Source organism: Azospirillum sp. UENF 111221, assembly GCF_058780625.1.
Genome location: NZ_JBSNCH010000002.1, coordinates 471,111 through 493,234 on the forward strand (window position 1 = coordinate 471,111; position 22,124 = coordinate 493,234).

21 protein-coding genes and 1 pseudogene are annotated in these 22,124 nt (G+C 70.9%); 6 read left to right on the forward strand and 16 right to left on the reverse strand.

Features of this window, described 5'->3' with window-relative positions; all coding sequences use genetic code 11:
- Window positions 1–657 (forward strand): 5,6-dimethylbenzimidazole synthase, encoded by a 657-nt coding sequence (gene bluB / locus ACWPN3_RS06765; RefSeq protein ID WP_492243877.1) that lies wholly within the window; start codon window positions 1–3, stop codon window positions 655–657.
- On the opposite strand, the gene ACWPN3_RS06770 is transcribed toward bluB, so the two are convergent.
- From ACWPN3_RS06770 to ACWPN3_RS06820, 11 genes and pseudogenes are all read right to left on the reverse strand, one after another.
- On the reverse strand, window positions 629–868 hold the full coding sequence (locus tag ACWPN3_RS06770) for a hypothetical protein (protein ID WP_109050385.1): 240 nt from the start codon (window positions 866–868) through the stop codon (window positions 629–631). The genes bluB and ACWPN3_RS06770 overlap by 29 nt on opposite strands.
- Window positions 868–3,111: a chemotaxis protein CheA gene (locus ACWPN3_RS06775; RefSeq protein ID WP_492243876.1), complete on the reverse strand. Its 2,244-nt coding sequence runs from the start codon at window positions 3,109–3,111 to the stop codon at window positions 868–870. Before ACWPN3_RS06775 ends, ACWPN3_RS06770 begins: the two co-directional genes overlap by 1 nt.
- The gene (locus tag ACWPN3_RS06780; RefSeq protein ID WP_109450622.1) at window positions 3,108–3,518 is read right to left on the reverse strand and encodes a response regulator; all 411 of its coding nucleotides are present in this window, start codon (window positions 3,516–3,518) and stop codon (window positions 3,108–3,110) included. The genes ACWPN3_RS06775 and ACWPN3_RS06780 overlap by 4 nt, the downstream gene beginning before the upstream one ends.
- Window positions 3,515–4,393: a CheR family methyltransferase gene (locus ACWPN3_RS06785; RefSeq protein ID WP_109450620.1), complete on the reverse strand. Its 879-nt coding sequence runs from the start codon at window positions 4,391–4,393 to the stop codon at window positions 3,515–3,517. Before ACWPN3_RS06785 ends, ACWPN3_RS06780 begins: the two co-directional genes overlap by 4 nt.
- A gap of 5 nt (window positions 4,394–4,398) precedes the next feature.
- The gene (locus ACWPN3_RS06790) at window positions 4,399–5,022 is read right to left on the reverse strand and encodes a HEAT repeat domain-containing protein (RefSeq protein ID WP_492243875.1); all 624 of its coding nucleotides are present in this window, start codon (window positions 5,020–5,022) and stop codon (window positions 4,399–4,401) included.
- A gap of 4 nt (window positions 5,023–5,026) precedes the next feature.
- Window positions 5,027–6,130, reverse strand: coding sequence for a chemotaxis-specific protein-glutamate methyltransferase CheB (gene cheB / locus ACWPN3_RS06795; protein ID WP_492243874.1), 1,104 nt, complete (start codon window positions 6,128–6,130; stop codon window positions 5,027–5,029).
- Window positions 6,131–6,149: 19 nt separating this feature from the next.
- The gene (locus ACWPN3_RS06800; RefSeq protein ID WP_492261188.1) at window positions 6,150–6,818 is read right to left on the reverse strand and encodes a chemotaxis protein CheW; all 669 of its coding nucleotides are present in this window, start codon (window positions 6,816–6,818) and stop codon (window positions 6,150–6,152) included.
- Window positions 6,819–6,936: 118 nt separating this feature from the next.
- Window positions 6,937–7,827, reverse strand: a pseudogene (locus ACWPN3_RS06805) (chemotaxis protein CheW); the annotation flags it as partial.
- 5 nt (window positions 7,828–7,832) lie between these two features.
- Window positions 7,833–9,821 carry a methyl-accepting chemotaxis protein gene (locus tag ACWPN3_RS06810; RefSeq protein WP_492261189.1) on the reverse strand — a complete coding sequence of 663 codons (1,989 nt, stop codon included), beginning with the start codon at window positions 9,819–9,821 and terminating at the stop codon, window positions 7,833–7,835.
- A gap of 57 nt (window positions 9,822–9,878) precedes the next feature.
- Window positions 9,879–10,511, reverse strand: a complete 633-nt coding sequence (locus tag ACWPN3_RS06815; protein ID WP_492243871.1) for a chemotaxis protein CheC — start codon at window positions 10,509–10,511, stop codon at window positions 9,879–9,881.
- 10 nt (window positions 10,512–10,521) lie between these two features.
- Entirely contained in the window at window positions 10,522–10,917 is a 396-nt protein-coding gene (locus ACWPN3_RS06820) for a response regulator (protein ID WP_109450607.1), read from the reverse strand.
- Window positions 10,918–11,136: 219 nt separating this feature from the next.
- Here ACWPN3_RS06820 and ACWPN3_RS06825 point away from each other — a divergent pair, with 219 nt between their 5' ends.
- Complete coding sequence (locus ACWPN3_RS06825; protein WP_492261190.1) at window positions 11,137–14,856, forward strand: tetratricopeptide repeat protein; 3,720 nt, start codon at window positions 11,137–11,139, stop codon at window positions 14,854–14,856.
- Here ACWPN3_RS06825 and ACWPN3_RS06830 read toward each other — a convergent pair.
- From ACWPN3_RS06830 to ACWPN3_RS06850, 5 genes are all read right to left on the reverse strand, one after another.
- Complete coding sequence (locus ACWPN3_RS06830) at window positions 14,787–15,578, reverse strand: MetQ/NlpA family ABC transporter substrate-binding protein (protein WP_109450602.1); 792 nt, start codon at window positions 15,576–15,578, stop codon at window positions 14,787–14,789. The genes ACWPN3_RS06825 and ACWPN3_RS06830 overlap by 70 nt on opposite strands.
- A 42-nt stretch (window positions 15,579–15,620) precedes the next feature.
- The gene (locus ACWPN3_RS06835) at window positions 15,621–16,289 is read right to left on the reverse strand and encodes a methionine ABC transporter permease (protein ID WP_109450600.1); all 669 of its coding nucleotides are present in this window, start codon (window positions 16,287–16,289) and stop codon (window positions 15,621–15,623) included.
- Window positions 16,267–17,319 (reverse strand): methionine ABC transporter ATP-binding protein, encoded by a 1,053-nt coding sequence (locus tag ACWPN3_RS06840; RefSeq protein WP_492243868.1) that lies wholly within the window; start codon window positions 17,317–17,319, stop codon window positions 16,267–16,269. Before ACWPN3_RS06840 ends, ACWPN3_RS06835 begins: the two co-directional genes overlap by 23 nt.
- Window positions 17,320–17,363: 44 nt before the next feature.
- Window positions 17,364–18,143, reverse strand: coding sequence for a MetQ/NlpA family ABC transporter substrate-binding protein (locus ACWPN3_RS06845; RefSeq protein ID WP_109050373.1), 780 nt, complete (start codon window positions 18,141–18,143; stop codon window positions 17,364–17,366).
- A gap of 72 nt (window positions 18,144–18,215) precedes the next feature.
- Complete coding sequence (locus ACWPN3_RS06850; RefSeq protein WP_492243867.1) at window positions 18,216–18,416, reverse strand: hypothetical protein; 201 nt, start codon at window positions 18,414–18,416, stop codon at window positions 18,216–18,218.
- A 546-nt stretch (window positions 18,417–18,962) separates the two neighbouring features.
- Between ACWPN3_RS06850 and hisG the strand changes: the two genes are divergently transcribed.
- Genes hisG through ACWPN3_RS06870 form a run of 4 tightly spaced genes read left to right on the forward strand, consistent with a single transcriptional unit; the run spans window position 18,963 to window position 21,965 of the window.
- A complete protein-coding gene (gene hisG / locus ACWPN3_RS06855; RefSeq protein ID WP_425290399.1) occupies window positions 18,963–19,673 on the forward strand; it encodes an ATP phosphoribosyltransferase in 711 nt (236 codons plus the stop codon).
- Window positions 19,657–20,961 carry a histidinol dehydrogenase gene (hisD, locus tag ACWPN3_RS06860; protein ID WP_492243866.1) on the forward strand — a complete coding sequence of 435 codons (1,305 nt, stop codon included), beginning with the start codon at window positions 19,657–19,659 and terminating at the stop codon, window positions 20,959–20,961. The genes hisG and hisD overlap by 17 nt, the downstream gene beginning before the upstream one ends.
- Before the next feature lie 37 nt (window positions 20,962–20,998).
- Window positions 20,999–21,481: a UPF0262 family protein gene (locus ACWPN3_RS06865; protein ID WP_109450594.1), complete on the forward strand. Its 483-nt coding sequence runs from the start codon at window positions 20,999–21,001 to the stop codon at window positions 21,479–21,481.
- 16 nt (window positions 21,482–21,497) lie between these two features.
- A complete protein-coding gene (locus ACWPN3_RS06870; protein WP_109450592.1) occupies window positions 21,498–21,965 on the forward strand; it encodes an arsenate-mycothiol transferase ArsC in 468 nt (155 codons plus the stop codon).
- The last annotated feature ends 159 nt before the right edge of the window (window positions 21,966–22,124 follow it).

The window sequence follows — 22,124 nt, forward strand, 5'->3', positions numbered from 1 at the left end:
ATGGAGGAGGATTTCACCGCGGAGGAGCGCGACGCGCTCTACAAGGCGATCTTCTCACGCCGCGACGTGCGCGGCCAGTTCCGCCCCGACCCGGTCCCGGACGAGGTGCTGACCCGCATCCTGCTGGCCGCCCACCATGCGCCGTCGGTCGGCTTCATGCAGCCCTGGAACTTCATCGTCATCACCGATCCGCAGGTGAAATCCCGCATCCACGCCGACTTCGCCAGCGCCAACGAAGAGGCGGAGGCGATGTTCGACGGCGAGCGACGCAGCCTCTACAGCCGCCTGAAGCTGGAGGGCATCCGCGAGGCACCGGTGAACCTGTGCATCACTTGCGACCGCGAGCGCTCCGGCCCGGTGGTGCTGGGCCGCACCCACATGCCGGCGATGGACCTCTACAGCTGCGTCTGCGCCGTGCAGAACCTGTGGCTGGCCGCGAGGGCGGAAGGGCTCGGGGTCGGCTGGGTCAGCATTTTGCACGAGGAGGCGCTGAGGGAAGCGCTCGGCATCCCGGAGCGGATCGTGCCGATCGCCTATCTCTGCCTCGGCCACGTCACCCATTTCGAAGCGACGCCGGAGTTGGAAACCAAGGGCTGGCGCAAGCGCCTGCCCTTGGAGGAACTGGTGTTCAGGGACCGGTGGCAGGGAGGGAGATAACGCGCGCCAGAAACGCGTCCTCCGGCCCCGCTGTCATCGTCGGCCGCGCCGCCAGCAAAAGTTGCAGCAGTGCGGTGTGCAGATCGGTGCAAGCCGACAGATCGACGCGCGGCGCCGCCGTCGCCTCCAGCCATTCGGCAAGCGGCAGGGCGTCCTCGACGGTGCAGGCGGCCTCGAAGCGGGCGAGGTCGGCGTCATAACGGATCGGCATCACAACAGCTCCCGCAGATCGAGCACCAGGATCAGCCGGCCGTCGCCCAGCACCGCCGTGCCGGCATAGCCGCGTAAGCCCCGCAGAACCCCGCTCATCGGACGCAGCACCACGTCGGCACGCTCGCCGACATCGTCCACCGCCACGGCGACCGGCCCGTCGCCCAGTTCGGCGAGCACGACGCAGTCGGCCCTGCCCTCCCGCCCGCCCCCATGCCCGTGCCCGTCATCGGGGGGCTGGCCCAGCAGGCGTCGCAGGCGGACCAGCGGCACCACCCGGTCGCGCAGCACGACGCTTTCCGCCCGCTTCACCCCGCGGATCTCGGCACGCGGCACCCGCTGGACGCCGCCGACCACCGCCACCGGGATGCCGTAGAAGGATCCCGCCGCCTCCACCACCACAACCCGGGTGATGCTGAGCGTCAGCGGCAGCGACAGCCGCACCCGCGTGCCGCTGCCGGGGGTCGAGGCGATCTCCACCCGGCCGCCGGCCCGTTCCACCGCCGCACGCACCGCATCCATGCCGACCCCGCGGCCCGACAGGTCGGATACGCTGCCGGCGGTGCTGAAGCCGGGGGCGAAGACCAGCCGCACGGCCTCGTCGTCGCCGAGCGCCGCGGCGGCATCCGGGGCGAGCAACCCCTTGGCGACGGCGGCCTTGCGCATCGCCGCCGGGTCGATGCCGGCGCCGTCGTCCGACACCTCCACCACCACCCCGCCCTTGTCCTGGAAGGCATGGACCCGCAAGGTGCCGCCCGGTGGCTTGCCCGACGCGGCCCGGCGCTCCGGCGCTTCGATGCCGTGGTCGATTGCGTTGCGCACCAGATGCAGCAACGGCTCGCCCAGCACGTCGAGGATGTCCTTGTCGGCCTCCGTCTCCGCCCCGTCCAGCACCAGCTCGACCGTCTTGTCCAGCCGGCGGGCGGTGTCGCGCACCAGCCGGGGCAGCGGATCGAACACGCGGGCAAGCGGCAGCAGCCGCAGGCGCAGCGCCGCATGGCGCAGGTCGCCGACCAGGCTGTCCAGCCGGGCGGAGAAGGCCTTCATGTCGCGCGTCAGCTCGCCGTCCCCGACGCGACGGACCAGCGGTTCCAACTGCCCCTTCACCACCGACAGCTCGCCGACCAGCGCCATCAGCGCGTCCATCCGCTCCGGCTCCACCCGCAGGGCACGGCGCGGGGAGGCGGGCCGCGCCTCGGCAGCGGCGGGTTTTTCCGCAGGGTCCTTTTCCGGAGGCCCGTCGGCCAGGAAGCGGCGCAACGTCCTGGAATCGACGCAGGCCGCCGCCACGACGGCCCGGTCGGCCGACCGGCCCAGCGCGGTCAGGATCGCGGTGACCGCACGCGTCACCGCGGCGTTGCGGGATTGGCGTTCGGCAGCGCTGCCGGGCAGATCGAGAATGCGCGCCTGCTCCTCCAGCATCGCCGCCGCCAGCGAGCCCGGCGGCGCCATGGTGATCGGCTTGGCGGAGGGCGGTGCCGCGGGGGGCGCCGCAGCAGGCATCAGTGTGACGCTGCCGATCCGCACCTGATCGGGAACGCTGCGGAAGGCCGGCGCCACCGCCTCCACCCCGGCCCCGCTCAGCGCGCGGAAGCGCAGCAGGCAGCGGTAGGGGTCCAACTGCGCCAGGGGCGGCAGCGGCTCGGCCGGCTCGATCCGGAGCCACCGCAGGTCGGGGACCCGCCGGAACAGGGCCAGCGGATCGTCGCCGGTGAAGAAGCAGTCCGGATCGGGCCTGTAGTCGATGGCGGTCAGCACGCCGCCGGCCACCCCAACCGCCTCCCGGTCCTCGCCGGCCAGCGCCGCCACCCAGGGGAAGGCGTCCGTCTCCCCGGCGGCCTCGCCGCCACCGGCCGCCCCCTCCGCAGACACCCCGGACAGCCCGCGGACCAGCGTCTCCGATGCCTGCGCCGCGTCGGCGGGCAGGGCGCCGGTGTCCTCCAGCGCCGCCACCCAGCGGGCGCACTGGTCGAGCGCGCGGAACAGCCGGTCGGCCAGCTCCGGCGTCATGCCGCGCCGGCCGTCGCGCAGCAGCGACAGCGTGTCCTCCCCGACATGGACCAGCCGGGTGAAGGGCGCCATGTCGAACAGGCCGCTCGCCCCCTTCAGCGTGTGGAAGGCGCGGAACAGCTCGTCCACCGACGCGCGGTCGGCGGGATCGCGCTCCAGTGCCAGAAGCGCGCCGCCGGCCGTCTCCAGCAGCTCCTGCGCCTCGACGACGAACTGGTCGAACAGCTCGCTCATGGCACGCCCTCCGTGGTGAGAGGTTGCCCTGTCAGCAGCCGCGCCGCTTCCACCAGCACCTCCGGCCGCGGCGGCTTGACGATGTACCAGTTGGCACCGGCCAACAGGGCCTGTTCGCGGTCGCTGTCCTTCGATTCGGTGCTGATCATGATGGCCGGCACGTCGCGCAGCGCCGGATCGCGGCGCAGGACGCGCAGCATGGTGTAGCCGTCCATCTTGCGCATGTTGACGTCGACGATCACCAGGTCGGGCACGACGGCCATGGCGCGCTCCAGCCCCTCGATGCCGTTCACCGCCTCGTCCACCACGAAGCCGGCGCCCTCCAGCACGCGGCGGCTGAAGGCGCGCACGGTCACGGCGTCGTCCACCACCAGGACGCGCGGCCCGCCGGTATGGTTCGCGCTCATGCGGCACCCCCGTCGACCGGCTTCTGGTAAAGGATGGCGTCGGGGAACCGGCGCGGCACGAACAGCGAGGACATGCGGCTCATGCTTTCCGAATGGCCGAGACAGACGAAGCCGCCCGGCGCCAGGGCATCGTGGAACATGCTCGCGGTCTCCCGTCGGCCAAGATCGTCGAAATAGATCAGCAGGTTGCGGCAAAAGATCACGTCGATCCCGCGGAAACCGCGGACCTGCTGCGGGTCGGCGAGGTTGACCAGCGAGAAATCGACCGAGTCCCGCAAATCCTCGACGATCTGCCAGCGCGGTCCCCAATCGTCGGCCGCCCCGCGCAGGGGCTGGAAATATTTGGCGCGCAGATGCGCCGGCAGCCCTTGCAGGGCGCGCTCGTCATAGATGCCTTCGCGCGCGCGCTCCAGCACCGCACTGTCGATGTCGGACGCCAGCAGCTCGATCTCGTAATCGTCCACCCGGCTCCAGTTCTCCAGCAGCATGATGGCGATGGAATAGGGCTCCTCCCCGGTGGCGCAGCCGGCCGACCAGATGCGCAGCCGCGACCCCTTCGGCCGCCCGCGCACCAGCTCGTCGAGGGCGGAATTCACCAGGCAGTCGAACTGGTATTTTTCGCGGAAGAAATAGGTCTCGTTCACCGTCATCAGGTTGACGAGCCGCTGAAGCTCCTCCCCCGACGCCTGGAAGCGCAGCAGGTTCATGTAGGCGCGCAGATCCGTCGCCCCGACCGCCTGCATGCGGGCGGCGACGCGGCGGTCGACGAAATAGCGCTTGGCCTCGGTGAAGGACAGGCCGGTGCGGTCCCGCAGGAAGCCGCACAGGGTCGCATAATCCTCCGGCGACAGGCCTTGCGGGTCGGTTTCGCTCACTCCGTTCACCGTCCGCCGAAGCTCGAACGCGCGGCATCGACGGCGAAGGCGACGAAGGCGTCGTCGGGGAAGCGGCGGGCCAGGGTCTCCAGGTTGGACAGCGCTTCCGGGCTGCCGGCCTCGGCCAGCGCCTCCACCGCGGCGAGGCCGACATTCACGTCGCGATCGCGCTCCATCACCCGTGCCAGCCAGTCGGCGCGGTCCGGATGGACGAGGCTTCCCAACCCCTGCACCGCGAAGATGCGCAGATCGGTGTCGGCATGGTCGAGCAGCGGCAGCAGCGCCGGGGCGGCGACCTCCGCCGGCATCTGCTGCAGGCTTTCCAGCGCCGCGTTGCGCAAGGCCGCATCCTCGCGGTCGAGGAAGGGGACGAGGACCGCCGCCGCCGCAGGCGTGGCGATGCGGGCAAGCGCCGTCAGGATGGCCTCGCGCACGCCGGCGTCGCCCTCCGCCTGAAGCCGGCGGGCGAGCGCCGCTTCGGCACCCGGCGGCGGGCTGTGGCCCAGCCCGTGGGCGGCATCGCGGCGGACCGCGGCGTCGGCATCCTCCAGCGCGGCCAGCGGATCGCGCACCCCCCCGGCGGCGGCCGGGGAGACCTCCGGAGCGGCCTTCTTCTTCACAAGTCCCATGGCGTCACTCCCTAGTCCTTTCGGTCCGCCGCGCGGCGGGCGACAGCCAGCGGGTCAGTTGGCCGGCGATCCGGTCCGACGGCAGCACGACGCCGGCACCGCCGCGCCGGATGAGATCCTGCGGCATGCCGAAGACCACCGCGCTGTCCTCCGATTCCGCGATGGTGCGGCCGCCGCGGGCATGAAGCTCGGCCATGGACGCCGCCCCGTCATTGCCCATGCCGGTCAGCAGCACGCCGACCAGCCGCTCCGGCGGCAGCAGCCGCATGGCGCTGGTCACCAGCCGGTCGGCGTTGGGGTGCCAGGGCCGGTCGGGCGAGGACGGCACGCAGACCGCCTGCAAGCGTCCGCCCCGCCGCGCCAGCTCCACGTCGGCACCGCCGCGGGCGATGCAGATCGTGCCCGGCTCCAGCACCGTCGCCCGCTCCACCTCCACCACGCTCAGCGCGCACATCTCGTCCAGTCGCCGCGCCAGCGTCGCGGTGAAGGCGGCCGGCATATGCTGCGCCACCACCACCGGCCAGGGGAAGCCGGCCGGCAGCAGCGGCAGGATGTCCTCCAGCGTGCTGGGCCCGCCGGTGGACACGCCGACCAGCACCACGCCCTCGACCTCGCCATCCACCGCCACGGAGGGCGCCGCCGGCGGTGCGGGCGCCACGAAATCCTCACCCGCGATGCGGGCGCGGGCCAGCCGCAGCCGTTCGCGCAGACCATGCACCCGGCGCGGGCGGGAGGATGCGGCGGCGCGCACCGTCTCCACCAGCTCCTCGCCGATGCGGCCGATGGAGCCGGCGGCCGGCTTCTGCACCGCCTCCACCGCCCCCAGCCGCAGCGCCTCCAGCGTCTCGCCCGCCCCCGCCCCGGTGAGGGCGGAGACCATGACGACCGGCTTGGGGTGCTCCACCATGATGCGGGCAAGGCAGGTCAGCCCGTCCATGCCGGGCATGGTGATGTCCAGCGTCACCACATCCGGATCGACCTCCGGCAGGCGCGCCAGCGCCTCCTCTCCCGTCGCCGCGGTCTCCACCCGGAAACCGGCCTCGACCAGCAGATCCGCGATGCGCCGGCGCATCAGCGCGGAATCGTCCACCACCAGAACCGTCAGCACGCCGCCCCCCATCCGTCCGTCACCGCGGGGTAACGGGCAGCTCCGCCAGTCGGTCCATGTCGAGCAGGCTGTCCGCCTCCATCAGCAGGATCAGGCGGGCGGCACCGGCCACATCCCCGGCCATATCCCCTGCCGCATCCAGCGTCGCCACCCGGCGGATCAGCCGGCGCTGCGCCGCCGACACCGCCGGGGCCGGACCGATCCGATCCGCCGGGACGGTCAGCAGGCCGGACAGCCCGTCGACCAGCAGCCCGACCAGCAGCCCGTCGCGCCCGACCACCACCACCCGCCCGCGCTCCAGCCCGGCTGGTCCGCTCTTGCTGTCGGCGGCCGGCAGCGCCAGCAGCCGGCGCTGGTCGATCAGCGGCAGCACCTCGCCGCGCAGGGTCAGCACGCCAGCGACGAAGTCGGGCGCATTGGGCAATGGCGTGATGCTGTCGGGCCGGCGCAACACCTCGCGCACGGCGGAGACCGGCAGGCCATATTCCGCCCCGGCAAGGCGGAAGACGACGAAGCGTTCCCCCGCACCGCCGATCCCGTTGGAGCCATCCGCAGGCTGCGCCGGTTCCATCCCGTCCCCTTCCCCGTCCGCCTCCGCAGCGCCCGCCCCTGTCCCGAATGCGGCGCCATGGCGGAACAGCCGCTCCGCCGACAGCACCGACACCAGCCGCTGCCCACCACCGGACACGCCGCCAGCCCCGCCATCCGCTCTGGCGATGCCGTCCAGAATCCTCGAATTCCGGCTCGCGGGCGAGCAGCGGCGGCACCGGGTCGATCAGCGCCGGGTCGAGCCGCAGGATCTCGCGCACCTCGTCCACCAGCACGCCGACCGGCGCCTGCCCATTGCCGGAGCGCACCACGACGACGCGGCGCCCGGCCGCCAATCCACTGGAGTCCTGCCCTTCGCCAGCCTCCAGCCCGAACAGGGCGCGCAGGCCCACCAGCGGCAGCAGCCGGTCGCGCACCGCCATCACGCCCAGCAGGTGCGCCCTGGACCGCGCCATGCGCGTGACCTCGCGCGGGGCCGGCAAAACCTCGCGCACCCGATCCACCGGCAGGGCGAATTCCTGTCCCGACACCTCGAAGACCAGCAGGGCCTGCCGGTCGACAGTGCCCTTGATACCGCCCGCGGCACCACTTCCCCCGGCCGGCACGGGACCGAAGCCGGCCGCCGCGGAGGCTGAGCCCCGGTCCGTCCGCTCCGTCTCCGCCGGATCGCCGAACTGGCTGTCGATCAGCGCATCCAGCTTCAGGATGGTCGCCGGGCCGTCACGCAGCAGGCCGTCCAGCAGGGCGGGGTCGAGCCCGCCCTCCTCCTGCGTCACCGGATCGATGCGGTCGGGATTGCTGCGCAGGATGCCGGCCATCGCATCCACCCGCAGCCCCACCGTCGTCTGGCCGCCCATCTGGCTGCGATGCCCGACCAGCACCACCCGCGTCTCCCGCGTCGGCTCCGCGCCGCCCGGCCTGCCCAACGCCGTGGCGAGGTCCAGCACCGGCACCGCGTCGCCATGCCAGTGCGCCAGCCCGTCCAGGCTGGGCGGCCCCAGCGGGATGCGCACCAGCTCCGGCAACCGGATCACCGCGCGGACCGCCGGCAGCGGCAGGGCAAGGCGCAGGTCGGCGACCGTCACCGTGACGAAGTCGAGAGCGCCGCCCGTCTCCCCGTCCGTCTCCCCTGGCGCGCGCCCGGCCACGGCGGTCAAACCGCGCCCAGCAGGCTGTCGGCCATCGCCGCGATCTCCTCGATCGCCGACGCCAGTTCCTCGGCACCCTTCGCCTGCTCGCGCGCCGCCTTGGCCGCTTCGGTGCCGGCGAGGTTCGCGGCGGCGGCGGCGGTGGCCACCTGCTCCACCCCGACGCGGGTCTCGCGGAGCGCCATGGTCGTCTCGGTGGCGGCCTCCAGGATTTCGCGGCTGCCGGCGGTGACCACCCGCAGCTCCTGCGCGCTGGCGGTCAGGGTGACGCCGAAGGCGCGGTGCCGCGCGATCTCCGTCACCGCGGTGGCCGACCCCTCCTCCACGTCGCGGCGCACCCGCAGCATCTGGTCCTGGATGTCGCGGACGATGTCCTTCACCCGCTCCGCACTGTCGGCGCTGTCGCCGGCCAGCTTGCGGATGTCGCCGCTGACCACGGTGAAGCCGCGGCCGAACTCGCCCGCCCGCGCCGCCTCGATGGAGCCGCTGACCGCCAGCATGCCGGTCTGGATGGCGACGGTGGCGATGGCGTCCACCACCTTGTCGATGCGCCGGCCGATCCGGTCCAGCGCGTCCAGCCGGTCCCCGGCCCGGCGGGAAGACTCCACCGCCTCCAGCATGCCGTCGGCAAGCCGGCCGATGGTGTCCCGCGTCTCGCCCAGCAGCCCTTCCATCGCGGTGCAGCGTTCCACCGACTCGCCGGCCCGGCCGGCGGCCAGCGTCGCCGCCGCGTCGATTTCCGCGATGGCGGAGGCAAGCTGGTGGGTGGCGGCACTCTGCGACTGCGCCCCGCCGGAGATCTGGCCGATGGCGGTCATGATCTGGGCCGCCCCGCGGTTGATCTCCTCGATGGCGGCCGACAGCTCCTCGGCGGCCGACGCCAGCTCGTCGGCGGTGGCGGCGAGGTCTGCGGTGCCCTCCAGATCCTCGGCCACCTCGGACAGCTGGCCGGCGGCGCGCTGGCTCTGGGCCAGGGCCACCGCCTGCTCGCCCGCGGTCCGCAGCGCCTCCTCGGCGGCGGCGGACTGTTCCTCGGCGCTGGCGGCGATGGTCTCGGCCCCGCGCAGGGCCTCGCGCGCCGCCTGATCGGCCTCGACCGCGGCGCGGATCGTCTCCTGCGCGCCCTGGACCAGGGTCGACATGTCCGACCGCACGCCTTCCAGCTGCTCGACGATCCTGCGGCCGCGCTCCACTTCCGCCTTGGCCGCGTCCGACGAGGCGACGATGCCGGCGGCGATGGCGGCCACCGCATCCTGGATTTCCCCGACCATCGACTGGATGTCGTTGGCGCTGCGCTCCGACCGTTCGGCCAGCGCCTGCACCTCGTCGGCGACGACGGCGAAGCCCTTGCCGGCCTCCCCGGCGCGGGCTGCCTCGATGGCGGCGTTCAGCGCCAGCAGATTGGTCTGGTCGGCGATGGCGGCGACGCTCTGCACAATGGTGCCGATCTCGCGGGCCTGGGCTTCCAGGTCGCGGACCAGACTCACCGATGCTTCCTGCCGTTCGGCGGCGCGGACGATGCCCTCGATGGAGGACAGGATCTGGCCGCTGACGTCCTTCAGCGTCGCCTGCAACGCCTCGACCCGCAGCACCGCCTGCTCCGCCGTGCTGCGCGAGCGGGTCAGCAGTTCCGACGCGCGGCCGATCATGCGCTGCGACTGCTGGGTGGCGCCGGCCGACTCCTCGGCTCCGGCGGCGATCTGCTCCATCGCCCGGCGCAGTTCCTCCGCCGCCGACGCCGCCTGGGTGATGCCGCTGGCCAGTTCGGTCGAGGCGGCGGCGATGCCGGTGGCGGCCTGTCGGCGGCGCGAATCGGCGCGCGCCCGGCGGCGCTGCGGCGCACCCGTGGCGGCGGCCATCGGGGGGGCGGCTGCCGAGGCGGCCGGCGCGGACTCGACAGCGGCGGCGGACCGGTCCGGACCCTCGTCGTCGGCGCCGGACCTGGTCCGGGCGGTGCGCGCCGTATCGATCTTGGTCTTCTTGATGAGTGCCATGGTCCTTACCCGTCTTCCTTACCCGCCTGTCCGACCGGCCGGTTGTTCTTGTTTCCGTTACGCCACGAGCCGGCCGATGTAGCGGCCGAGCGTCGCCTGGAGCGCGCCGGCCGAGCCGGCGTCGAGCAGCAGGACCACCCGCCCGCCGACCACGACGCCTTCGCCGCCCGGCAGGCTGGTGCGCAGATCAATGTGGAACAGCACCGCGGCTCCCTCCGCCGTCGGAGCCGTTCCCGCACAGCCCCGCAACACCTCCGCCGCATTGCCGCGGAACACCGCCGGCAGACCGGTGTCGACCGGTTCGCCCAGCAGGTTGGCGACCAGCGCCAGCGCGCTGTTCAGGACGACGTTGCCCAACTCCGACAGCACCTCGTCCTCCAGCTCCGGCACCTCCTCGGCGGGGATTTCGGGCGGCAGGGCGGCGCGCACCAGGGCAATGCTGCCCGCCTGGGGGAAGACCAGCAGGGCGCAGCCGGCGAACAGCCCGCCCAGCGTTTCCGAGATGCCCACCAGCGGCGGCGTCAGCGCCCGGTCCAGCAGCTCGGCCACCGTGTCCGGCGGCACCATGTCCACCGTCGGGACCGACAGGGTCACCAGCCCGCCCAGCATGCGGCCGAGCGCCGTCGATGCCCGGCCGATGCCGATGTTGCCCAGTTCGGCCAGGGCGTCGCGCTCCAGATCGCTCAGCATGGGAATGCGGTCACTCCTGCTGCGGCTGTGTCGGGCGGCGTGGCGGCAGGGCGGTGGAGTTCAGGAAGCGGACGACCTGCTCCTCCTCCAGCGGCTTGGGCATGAAGGCGGCGCCGACGCCGCGGATGCCGGACACCACCGCGTCCTGGGCATTGGCGGTGATGATGGCGATGTGGATGCCCGGATGGCTCTGGCGCAGCTTGGCCGCGGTCTCCACGCCGTTGTCGCCGGGCATGTTGTAGTCGATGATGGCAACATCGACCGGCGTGTCCTGCAACGTCGTGAAGAGTTCGCCGCCGTTCGCAGCCTCGACCACCGTCCAGTCCGGCTTGTTGCGCAAGACCATGGCCCGCACATGCATGCGCGAAAGCTTGCTGTCATCGACAATGATTGCAGTCTTACTCAAGATATACGCCTTTTGGATGGATATTGGCCAAGGAAGCCTAGCCTGGACCGAATTGAGCGCAAGTATACAGAATGAAATGTGCCGCGCCAGTCCCCTTAAATGTTCTTGGGATTTTGCCTGCGCGCCATCCCGCCGACTCATGCTATCGAAACGACACGTTTTCTCCGATCCGGCCGACGCCCAATGCCGCCTTCCGCCGCCTCCAAACTCCCGGCCCGATTGGCCGCCCTCCTGCGCGAGGCGCTGGCCCATCACCGCGCCGGCGACCTGGACGGGGCGGAGCGCGCCTATCGCGCCATGCTGGCCGCCGACGGGCGGAACGCTGACGCACTGCACCTGATCGGCGTGCTGCACCACCAGCGCGGGCTGGATGCCGACGCCGTCCGCCTGATCGGGCAGGCCGTCCTGCACCGCCCCGGCGTCGCCGAACAGCACGCCAACCTCGGCCTCGCGCTGCACGCGCTGGGCCGGCTGGCGGAGGCGGAGGCGGAATACCGCCGGGCGCTCGCGCTCCGCGAACCCTATGCGGAGGCGCACAACAGCCTGGGCAGCGCGCTCCAGGAGCAGGGCCGGCTGGCGGAGGCCGCCGTCCATTACCGCCGCGCGCTGGACCTGAATGCCGGCTATGCCGAGGCCTGGGCCAATCTCGGCACGCTGCTGCGGGAGCAGGATGACTATGCCGAGGCCGAAACGGCGCTGCGCCATGCCCTGCGGCTCGACCCCGGCCATGCCACCGCCCTGACCAACCTCGGCGTCGTGCTGAAGGAGACCGGCCGCACCAATGAGGCCGAGGCGGCGCATCTGGAGGCCCTGCGGCTCGCCCCCGGCGATGCCGAAGCCATGGTGAACCTCGCCCTGCTGCGCGAGGCCCAGGGCCGCGGCGACGAGGCGGAGGCGCTCTACGCCCAGGCGCTGATCCAGGCGCCCGGCTTTGCGCTGGCCCGCTGGAACCTCGCCCTGCGGCTGCTCGGGCGCGGCCGGCTGACCGGAGGCTGGGAGGAGTACGAGGCGCGCTTCGTCTCCCGCCGCGTGTCGGCCGGGCGCAGCTTTTCCCTGCCGGCCTGGGACGGAACTCCGGGGGCGCGCCTGCTGGTCTGGCGCGAACAGGGGTTGGGCGACGAGCTGATGTTCGGCACCGCCCTGCCCGACCTTGCGGAGCGGCTCGGCCCGGAAACGCTGGTCGTCGAGGTCGATGCCCGCCTGACCGGGCTGGTCGGCCGCGCCCTTCCCGGCGTCACCGTACGGGCGCAGACGGCGGATCCCGCCCCCGCCGACGCCGGCGCGCATCTGCCGATGGGATCGCTGCCCCGGCTGCTGCGCCCCGGCCTCGCCGACTTTCCCGCCCGGCCCTCCTGGCTGGCGCCCGACCCGCTGCGGCTGGCGGAGTGGCGCGACCGGCTGGCGGCGCTGGAGCCGGGGCTGCGCGTCGGCCTCTGCTGGGGCAGCCAGAATATGCTGGGGGAGCGCAAGGCCTCCTACACCACGCTCGCCGACTGGGCGCCGCTGCTGACCCTGCCCGGCCTGATCCCAGTCACCCTGCAATATGACGGGCGCGAGGCGGAGATCGCCGCTGTCGAAGGGCAACTCGGCGTGACGGTCCAGCGCTGGCCCGGCACCGATCTGAAGAACGATCTGGAAGGCGTGGCGGCACTGATCGCCGGCCTCGACCTCGTGGTGACGGTGGCGAGTTCCGTCGGCGAGATGGCGGGCGCACTCGGGGTGCCGGTCTGGCGCTTCGGCCCGGCCGGCGACTGGACGGCGCTCGGCACCGGGGTGCGCCCCTGGTTCCCGTCGATGCGGCTGTGGAGCACCCGCCCCGGCGAGGGGTTGCCGGACGTGCTGGCGCGCATGGCGGCGGAATTGCGCCGCTTGGCCCCTGCTCCGCCCTCAGCTCTGCCAATCGAGGAGTGGCTGGCCGAAGCGCGCGACCTGCACGGGTCGGGCCGCTGGCCGGACGCGGAAAAGGCCTATCAGCGCATCCTCGACCAGGGCGGCGAGGTGCCGGCGGCGCTGGAAGGCTACGCGCTGCTCGGCCAGCAGGCCGGCCGCCCCGACATCGCCGACACCCTGCTGACCCGCGCCATCGCGGCGGAGCCGAGCGCCGACCGCCACAAGCGCCGCGCCCTGGCCCGGCAGGAGATGGGCGCGCTCGCCGACGCCGAGGCCGATTGGCAGGCCGCCGCGGCGCTGGCGCCCGAGGATGTCGAGGCGCTCGGCAATCTCGGCGCCCTGCGGCTGTCCCGCGGCGCGGCGGCCGAAGCGGCAGAGGCGACCGACGCGGCACGGCGCCTCGCCCCCGTCCATGCCGGGCTGTGGATCAATGCCGGGCTGGCGCGGCAGGCGATGGGCGGGGAAGGCCGGCCCTTCTTCATGCGGGCGCTCGCCCTCGACCCCGCTGTCGCGGAGGGCTGGACCGCCCTGTCGGCCGAGGCCCTGCGCGACCCCGACCATGCCGCCGAGGCGGAGCGCACCGCCGGCCGGGCCTTGCGCCTGCGACCCGGCGACCCGGCGGCGATCAGCAACCTGGGGCTGGCGGCCCTGGCGCTCGACCGGCCGGCGGAGGCGGTCGCCCATCTGCGTCTGGCGCTCCAGGGCCACCACGGCGATCTCGCCACGCTGGGCAACCTCGCGTTGGCACTGGAGCGGGCGGGCGACGGCAATGCTGCCGGGCTGGCCTGGTGGCGGGTGATCCTGTTTGCGCCCGGAACCGGCGCCGGCTGGGCCGGGCTGGCCGATCTGCGCCAGCGGCAGGGCCGGCCCGATGCCGCGCTGAAGGGCTGGGGCCGCGCCCTGGCGCTGGAGCCCAAGCGGGCGGAATGGCGCTACAACCAGGGCAACGCCCTGCACGCCGCCGGCCGTCCGGTCGAGGCCGATGCTGCCTACCGGCAGGCGGTGGAGGACGACCCGACCCTGACGCTCGCCGCCTTCAACCGCGGCTATGCGGCGCTGGCACGTGGGGAACTAGACACCGGTTGGACCGGGTTGGAGGCCCGCTTCGCCGCCGGACAGGCCTTGCCCGACCGCCGCTTCCGCATTCCCGCCTGGGACGGCGGCGACCTGGCGGTACGGACGCTGCTGGTCTGGCGCGAGCAGGGAGTCGGCGACGAGCTGATGCACAGCGCCTGCTACCCCGGTCTGATCGCACGCGCAGCCGCAGCCGCGGGCCGGATCATCGTGGAATGCGAGCCGCGGCTGGTGGCGCTGTTCGCGCGCTCCTTCCCACAGGCGACGGTGCGCGCCGCGACCGCGGATCCGGCGGATGCCGACTGTCACATCCCGGCCGGGTCGCTGCCGTTGCGGCTGGGCTGGGGGCTGGCCGGCTTTGCGAAGCGTGGCGGATGGCTGCGCGCCGACGAGGCGGCGGTGGAGCGGTGGCGGGAGTGGTTGGGGGGGGCCGGCTCCAGCCTCACCGTCGGTATCTGCTGGCGCAGCGGCATGCGCGGTGCCGCGCGCGACGCCAATTACGCCCCGCTGACCGACTGGGCGCCGATTCTCACCCTGCCCGGCCTGCGGCTGATCAGCCTGCAATATGACGAGTGCGAGGCCGAACTCGCCGACGCCGAACGGCGTTTCGGCATCGCGATCCACCGCCCACCGCTCGACCTCAAAAACGATCTGGATGGTGCGGCGGCCCTGACCGCGGCGCTGGATTCTGGTGATCTCCGCCGGAACTTCGGTGGCGGAGATGGCCGGCGCGCTGGGCGTGCCGGTCTGGCGGATCGGGCCGGCGGGGGACTGGACGGCGCTCGGCACCGGCTGCCGGCCCTGGTATCCGTCGATGCGGCTGGTCTGCCCGGAACCGGGCGGGACGCTCGGCGACGCGCTCAGCGCCGCCGGGCGTGCCCTCATCGGTCTCAGAACGCGCTGACTCAGAATGCCGGAACCACGGCGTTCTTGAACTTGGTGAGGATGAACTCCTTCACCTCGGGGCTGTTGTAGGACTTCACCAGCTTGGCGACCCAGGGCTTGTCCTTGTCGGCCTTGCGGACGGCGATGACGTTGGCATAGGGGCTGTCGGCCGCCTCGCGGGCGATGGCGTCCTTGACCGGGTCGATGCCGGCCTCCAGCGCGAAGTTGGTGTTGATCGCGGCGGCAGTCACGTCGTCCAGCGAGCGCGGCAGCTGGGCGGCGTCCAGCTCGACGATCTCCAGCTTCTTCGGGTTCTCGACGATGTCGATGGGCGAGGCCTTCAGGGTGCCGCCGTCCTTCAGCTTGATCAGGCCCTTGGCCTGGAGCAGCAGCAGGACGCGGCCGCCGTTGGTCGGGTCGTTGGGAATGGCGAACTTGGCACCCGTCGGCAGCTCTTCCAGGCTCTTCACCTTCTTGGAATAGATGCCGATGGGATAGACCACCGTCTTGCCGACGCTGACCAGATCGAAGCCGCGGTCCTTCACCTGGTTGTCCAGATAGGGCTGGTGCTGGAAGCTGTTGGCGTCGAGATCGCCGCCGGCCAGCGCCTGGTTCGGGATGACGTAGTCGGTGAATTCCAGGATCTGGATGTCCAGCCCGTCCTTGGCGGCGATGGGCTTCACCGCTTCCAGGATCTGGGCATGCGGACCGGCGGTGACGCCGACCTTGATGGTCTCGGCGGAAGCACCAAGCGCGATGGCCATGGTGGCGGCACCGGCCAGCAGCGAAGCCAGCGAACGGAAGCGCAGCATCTCGAACACTCCTCGGTTTCTTGAGTCAGGTCTTTTGGGGGGTCAGGACTTCAGATTGCGTTTGTTGACGCGGCGGGCGATCAGGTCGCCCGTCGACTGGACGATCTGCACCAGCACGATCAGTACGATCACCACCGCCAGCATCACCTCCGGCAGGAAGCGTTGATAGCCGTAGCGAATGCCGAGATCGCCCAGGCCGCCGCCGCCGACCGCACCGACCATGGCGGAATAGCCGACCAGGCTGACCGCCGACAGGGTCAGGCCGGCGACGATGCCCGGCAGGGCTTCCGGCAGCAGGACCTTGCGGATGATCTGGAACGGCGTGGCCCCCATCGCCTGCGCCGCCTCGACCAGCCCGCGGTCGACCTCGCGCACCGCATTCTCCACCACGCGGGCGATGAAGGGGGCGGCGGCGACGGTCAGCGGCACGATGGCGGCGTTGGTGCCGATGGAGGTGCCGGCGATCAGCCGGGTGAAGGGGATGATCGCCACCACCAGGATGATGAAGGGGGTGGAGCGGGTCATGTTGACCACCGCCCCCATCACCTTGTTGAAGGCGAAATTCTGCAACAGCTCGCCTCGGCCGGTGACGGCCAGCATCACGCCGATGGGCAGGCCGATCAGCGTCCCGATGGCGCCCGACACCGCCACCATGTGCAGCGTGTCGATCAGCCCCTTGATCAGCAGGTCAATGATTTGCGGGGAGAGCATGGCCCAACACCTCGACACCCAGATTGTTCTCTTTCACCAGCGCGATGGCGGCATCGACCTTGGCCTGATCGCCCAGCGCCTCCACCACCAGCGTGCCGAACGGCGCGCCCTGGATCTCGTCGATCTGGCCGTGCCAGATGTTCAGGTCCAGGTTCAGCTGGCGGCTGATGGCGCTGATGACCGGGGTGGTCGCCTTCGCGCCGGTGAAGGTGATGCGCAGCACCGGGTTGCTCCCCAAACCGGGCTGGGGCGACAGCCGGTCGCGCAGGCTGTCGGGGATGCCGCGGTTGATGACGGGATCGACGAAGCTGCGGGTGGTCGGGTGGTTGGGGTGGGCGAAGATGTCGAAGACCGGCCCCTGCTCGATCACCCGGCCATTCTCCATCACCGCCACCTTGTGGCAGATCTCCTTGATCACCGCGATCTCGTGGGTGATCAGCACGATGGTCAGGCCGAGCCGCCGGTTGATGTCGCCCAGCAGATGCAGGATCTGCGTCGTCGTCTCCGGGTCGAGTGCGGAGGTCGCCTCGTCCGACAGCAGCACCTTCGGCTTACTGGCCAGCGCGCGGGCGATGCCGACGCGCTGTTTCTGCCCGCCCGACAGCTCCGCCGGGTAGCGGTCGCGCTTGTCGGCCAGCCCGACGAGGTCGAGCAGCGGCTCCACCGTCCGGCGGATCTCCGCCTTCGGGGTACCGGCCAGTTCCAGCGGCAGCGCCACATTGTCGAAGACGGTGCGCGAGGACAGCAGGTTGAAGTGCTGGAAGATCATGCCGATGGAATGGCGGGCCTTGCGCAGCTCCGCCGCCGACAGGGCGGTCATCTCCACCCCGTCCACCGTGACGCTGCCCGAACTCGGGCTTTCCAGCAGATTGACCGTGCGCAGCAGCGTGGATTTGCCGGCGCCGGACCGGCCGATGATCCCGAAGACCTCGCCGCGTTCGATGGACAGGTCGATGTCGGTCAGCGCATGGACCGGAGCCCCACCGCCGCGCGCCGCGTAAGTCTTGTGAATGTTTGTTAGCGTTATCATCTTTTAATCGGCAAAAGGGGACGTCCAGCGTCCCCCAGCCTCCCTCACCACGTCGGAATGATGGAACCGTTGAAGCGCGTTTCGATAAACTGCCGCACTTCGGGCGAACGATACAGCGCAATGAAGCGCTTGATCGTCGGGTCTTCTATGCGATCCTTGCGGACCGCCCACACCAGGTTCCACTTGGACTGGTCATCCTCCAGCACCAGGGCCTTCTTCGGCTCCAGCCCGGCCAGCACGGCATAGTTGAGGGTGATGACCGACGCATCCACGTCGTCGAGCGAGCGCGGCAGCTGGGCGGCGTCCAGTTCCACCAGCTTGATGCCCTTCGGGTTCACCACGTCGGCGATGGTGGTGTTGAGGCCGGCGCCCTCCTTCAGCCCGATCACGCCGGCCTTGGCCAGCAGGAACAGGGCGCGGGCGCCGTTGGTGGGATCGTTGGGGATCGACACCGACGCGCCCGGCTTCAGGTCGGCCAGCGCCTTCACCTTGCTGCTGTAGACGCCCATCGGCACCACGACGCTCTTGGCGACGGAGACGATGTCGTAGCCGCGCTGCTTGACCTGATTGTCGAGGAAGGGCTGGTGCTGGAAGTTGTTGGCGTCGATGTCGCCGGCCTGGAGCGCCGCGTTGGGCATGTTCCAATCGGTGAACTCGATCACCTGCGCCTCGATGCCCTCCTTGGCGGCCAGCTTGGCGGTGAATTCCAGGATCTCGCCATAGGGGCCGGCCGACACGCCCAGCTTCAGCGGAGCGGCGAAAGCGGAGGTCGCGGCGGTCAGCAGGCCGGCGGCGACGGCCACCGACATCAGGATACGCTTCATCGGGTCTTTCCTCAGGATTTTCAGCAGCGGGCTATTGGAGCGGGTTTCTTGGCAGCGGGCTTTTATCGGGGTTCAGCGGCGGCGGGTGTCGGGCAGCCGGCTGCAATGCTGGTGGGCGGCGCGCTGGGCCTGTCCGACATTGCGGAAGACACGGCGGTCGAGATCGCGGAAAGCCCAATCGGACACGAAGAAGGTGAAGCCGCCGCGTTCGGCGACGACGATGCCGGCGGAGCGGCCCTGGACTTCGATGGCGTAGGCGTTGGCGTGGGACATGGCGGACTGCTCCCCCCAGATGGGATTGGGCGCGCGGGCGGCCCTCGTCATGGCGGGGCGGCGGCGCAGATGCGTTCGGGACCTGATGGTCAGGATCGGCGGATGTGCGGAATGGGCGCTGTGTCTTGGGGCCGCGATGTCAGCGGCAACACAGGCCCGAGCGCATCATGCAGGCCGGAAAAGCGGTCCGAAGCGCGGATGGGGGAGCGGAAACTCGCGATGTCATTCCGGTCTCTCCTTCTTGAAGAGGTCCACGACCGGTATCGTGGCGCTTTAGCGTTTGGTGACGCGGCGCAAGCTGCAGAAGTCAAATTGCCGCGGGATGCCCGGCGGGGCGTCCATGGATTTTTATCTACCCTTTTGATGGAGTTTGGTCAAACCCATTTTTGCGGTTTGTGTGAAATTCCTCATTGAGCATATTTTTCCCGTTAAATCTCGCGGTCGCGACAGCGACAGGTGACGGGCGCCCGGAATGTGCTATCTATCGCGGCGATGGTTCATCCGGGGCCCCCACACCGCCCCGGCGAGCGATGCGAGGAGAGTGTTTTGTCCGCCGATACCAGCGCCCTGGGCTTGCCGGCCGCCGAGGTTCCTGTCGACGACCAGCTGGTGCTGGCCCTGCCCAAGGGCCGCATCCTGAAGGAGCTGCGCCCGCTGCTGTCCCATGCCGGCATCCATCCGGAGCCGGCCTTCGACGACGACAAGAGCCGGCTTCTGCGCTTCGCCACCAACGTGCCGAACCTCAGCATCATCCGCGTCCGCTCCTTCGACGTGGCGACCTTCGTCGCCTTCGGCGCCGCCCATCTGGGCGTGGCGGGCAATGACGTGCTGATGGAGTTCGACTATCCGGAGATCTACGCCCCGCTCGACCTCGGCATCGGCGCCTGCCGGCTGTCGGTCGCCGAACCGGCGGAGATGCTGGAGAGCGACGATCCGTCGCGCTGGAGCCATGTGCGGGTCGCCACCAAATACCCGGAGGTGACCAAGCGTCACTTCGCCGCGCGCGGCGTCCAGGCCGAATGCGTCAAGCTGAACGGTGCCATGGAGCTGGCGCCGACGCTGGGCCTCTGCCGCCGCATCGTCGATCTGGTCTCCACCGGCTCGACCCTGCAGGCCAACGGGCTGGTGGAGGTGGAGCATATCGCCGACGTCACCTCGCGCCTGATCGTCAACCGCGCCGCCTTCAAGACGCGGACGGCCGAGATTTCTCAGTGGATCGACAAGTTCCGGGAGGCGGTGAATGCCCGTCAGGCTTGATATTCGCGACGCGGACTTCGCCGCCGGCTTCGAGGCGCTGCTGCACGCCAAGCGCGAGGCCAGCGAGGATGTCCAGACGCTGGTCGCGGGCGTCATCGAGCAGGTCCGCAGCCGCGGCGACGCGGCGCTGATCGACTACACCGCCCGCTGGGACCGCCAGACCCTGACCGCCGACACCCTGCGCATCGGCCGGGACGAGATCGACGCGGCCACGGCCAAATGCTCGGCCGAGACGCTGGAGGCGCTCGACCTCGCCGCCCAGCGGATCGAGGATTTCCACCGCCGCCAGATCCCGGAGGTCACCGACTACCGCGACGCCGCCGGCGTGCGGCTGGGTGCGCGCTGGACGGCGGTCGGCGCCGTCGGCCTCTATGTGCCGGGCGGCACCGCCTCCTACCCGTCCTCGGTGCTGATGAACGCGCTGCCGGCCAAGGTGGCGGGCGTCGAGCGCGTCGTCATGGTGGTGCCGACGCCGGACGGGGCGATCAACCCGCTGGTGCTGGCCGCCGCCAAGCGCTGCGGCATCGACGAGATCTACCGCATCGGCGGTGCCCAGGCGGTCGCGGCGCTGGCCCACGGCACGGCGACGATCCGGCCGGTCGACAAGATCGTCGGCCCCGGCAACGCCTTCGTCGCCGCCGCCAAGCGGCAGGTCTACGGCCTCGTCGGCATCGACAGCATCGCCGGCCCGTCGGAGATCCTGGTGGTCGCCGACGGCCACAACGATCCGGCCTGGATCGCCATGGATTTGCTGTCGCAGGCCGAGCACGACACCTCGGCCCAGTCGATCCTGATCACCGACGATGCCGCCTTCGCCGACGCGGTGGCCGCGGCGGTGGACAGGCATCTGGAGACCCTGCCGCGCACGGCAATCGCCGGCGAAAGCTGGCGCGAGCATGGCGCCATCGTGCTGGTCGGCGACCTGATGGCCGATGCCCCCGCCCTGGTCGACCGGCTGGCGCCGGAGCATCTGGAGCTGGCCGTCGAGGATCCGGACGCGCTGGCGGCGAAGGTCCGCAATGCCGGCGCCATCTTCCTCGGCCGCTACACGCCGGAGGCCATCGGCGACTATGTCGCCGGTCCCAACCATGTGCTGCCGACGGCGCGCAGCGCCCGCTTCTCCTCCGGCCTCAACGTGCTGGACTTCATGAAGCGGACGACCTTCGTCGCCTGCGACGCCGACAGCCTGCGGGCCATCGGCCCGGCGGCGGTGACGCTGGCGATGGCCGAGGGGCTGGAGGCGCATGCGCGCTCCGTCGCCCAGCGGCTGCCAAACTATAAAGAATAAGTTCTACAAAGACTGAAGACTGCGGGGGAGGCGGGGCGTGACGACGAAAAGCAAGCGGCGCATCACCCATGTGACGCTCGACGAGCGGAGTGTCGTCCGCCACAAGCCGGAGGTCGAGCATGAGCGCGCCGTCGCCATCTTCGACCTGCTGGAGGACAACGAGTTCTGCCCCTGCGAGTTCGCGGAGGACGGGCCGTACCACCTGCATCTGTCGATCGAGGACAACCGGCTGGTCTTCGACGTCCGGCGCGAGGACAACAGCGAACTCGACCGGCTGATGCTGCCGATCACCGGCTTCCGGTCGATCGTCCGCGACTATTTCCTGATCTGCGAGAGCTATTACGCCGCCATCAAGCGGTCGACGCCGTCGCAGATCGAAGCCATCGACATGGGCCGCCGCGGCCTGCACAACGAGGGGTCCGAGATGCTGCGCGAACGGCTGGCCGGCAAGGTGGAGATGGACCTGCAGACCGCGCGCCGGCTGTTCACGCTGATCTGCGTCCTGCACATTCGCGGCTGACGGACCGGGCAAGGCCATGGCGGCGACCCCGGTCCTCACCCCTCTGCCGGTCACGAGCGTATTGTTCGCCTGTACCTACAACATGATCCGTTCGCCGATGGCGGCGGCGATGATGCGCCATTACCACGGCACGCGGGTCTATGTGGATTCCGTCGGCGTCCGCGAGGGCGACGAGGTCGATCCCTTCGCCGTCGCGGTGATGGAGGAGATCGGCATCGACCTGTCCAAGCACCGCTGCCGCACCTTCGAGGATCTGGAGGACACCAACTTCGACCTGATCGTCTCGCTGTCGCCGGAGGCACAGCACCGCGCCATCGAGATGACGCGCACCATGGCTTGCGACGTGGAGTTCTGGAACACCTTCGACCCCACCCTGGTCGACGGCACCCGCGACGCCATGCTGGAAGCCTACCGCCAGGTCCGCGACGGCCTGATGGCCAAGATGAAGCAGCGCTTCCCGCTGTCCCGCGGGCCGACCGTCTGACGGTCACCCCGTCTAATCGCCCCGTCTAATCGCCCACCACACGGCATGGTCGGTAATAAAATTGGTATTCTGCAACTTTTTGCGCGGCTCCGTGTTCACTTCGCGTCCCCGCCAGTGCTATTGAGCTGTGTCATCGCAACGCACCCTGAGCCGCCTTAG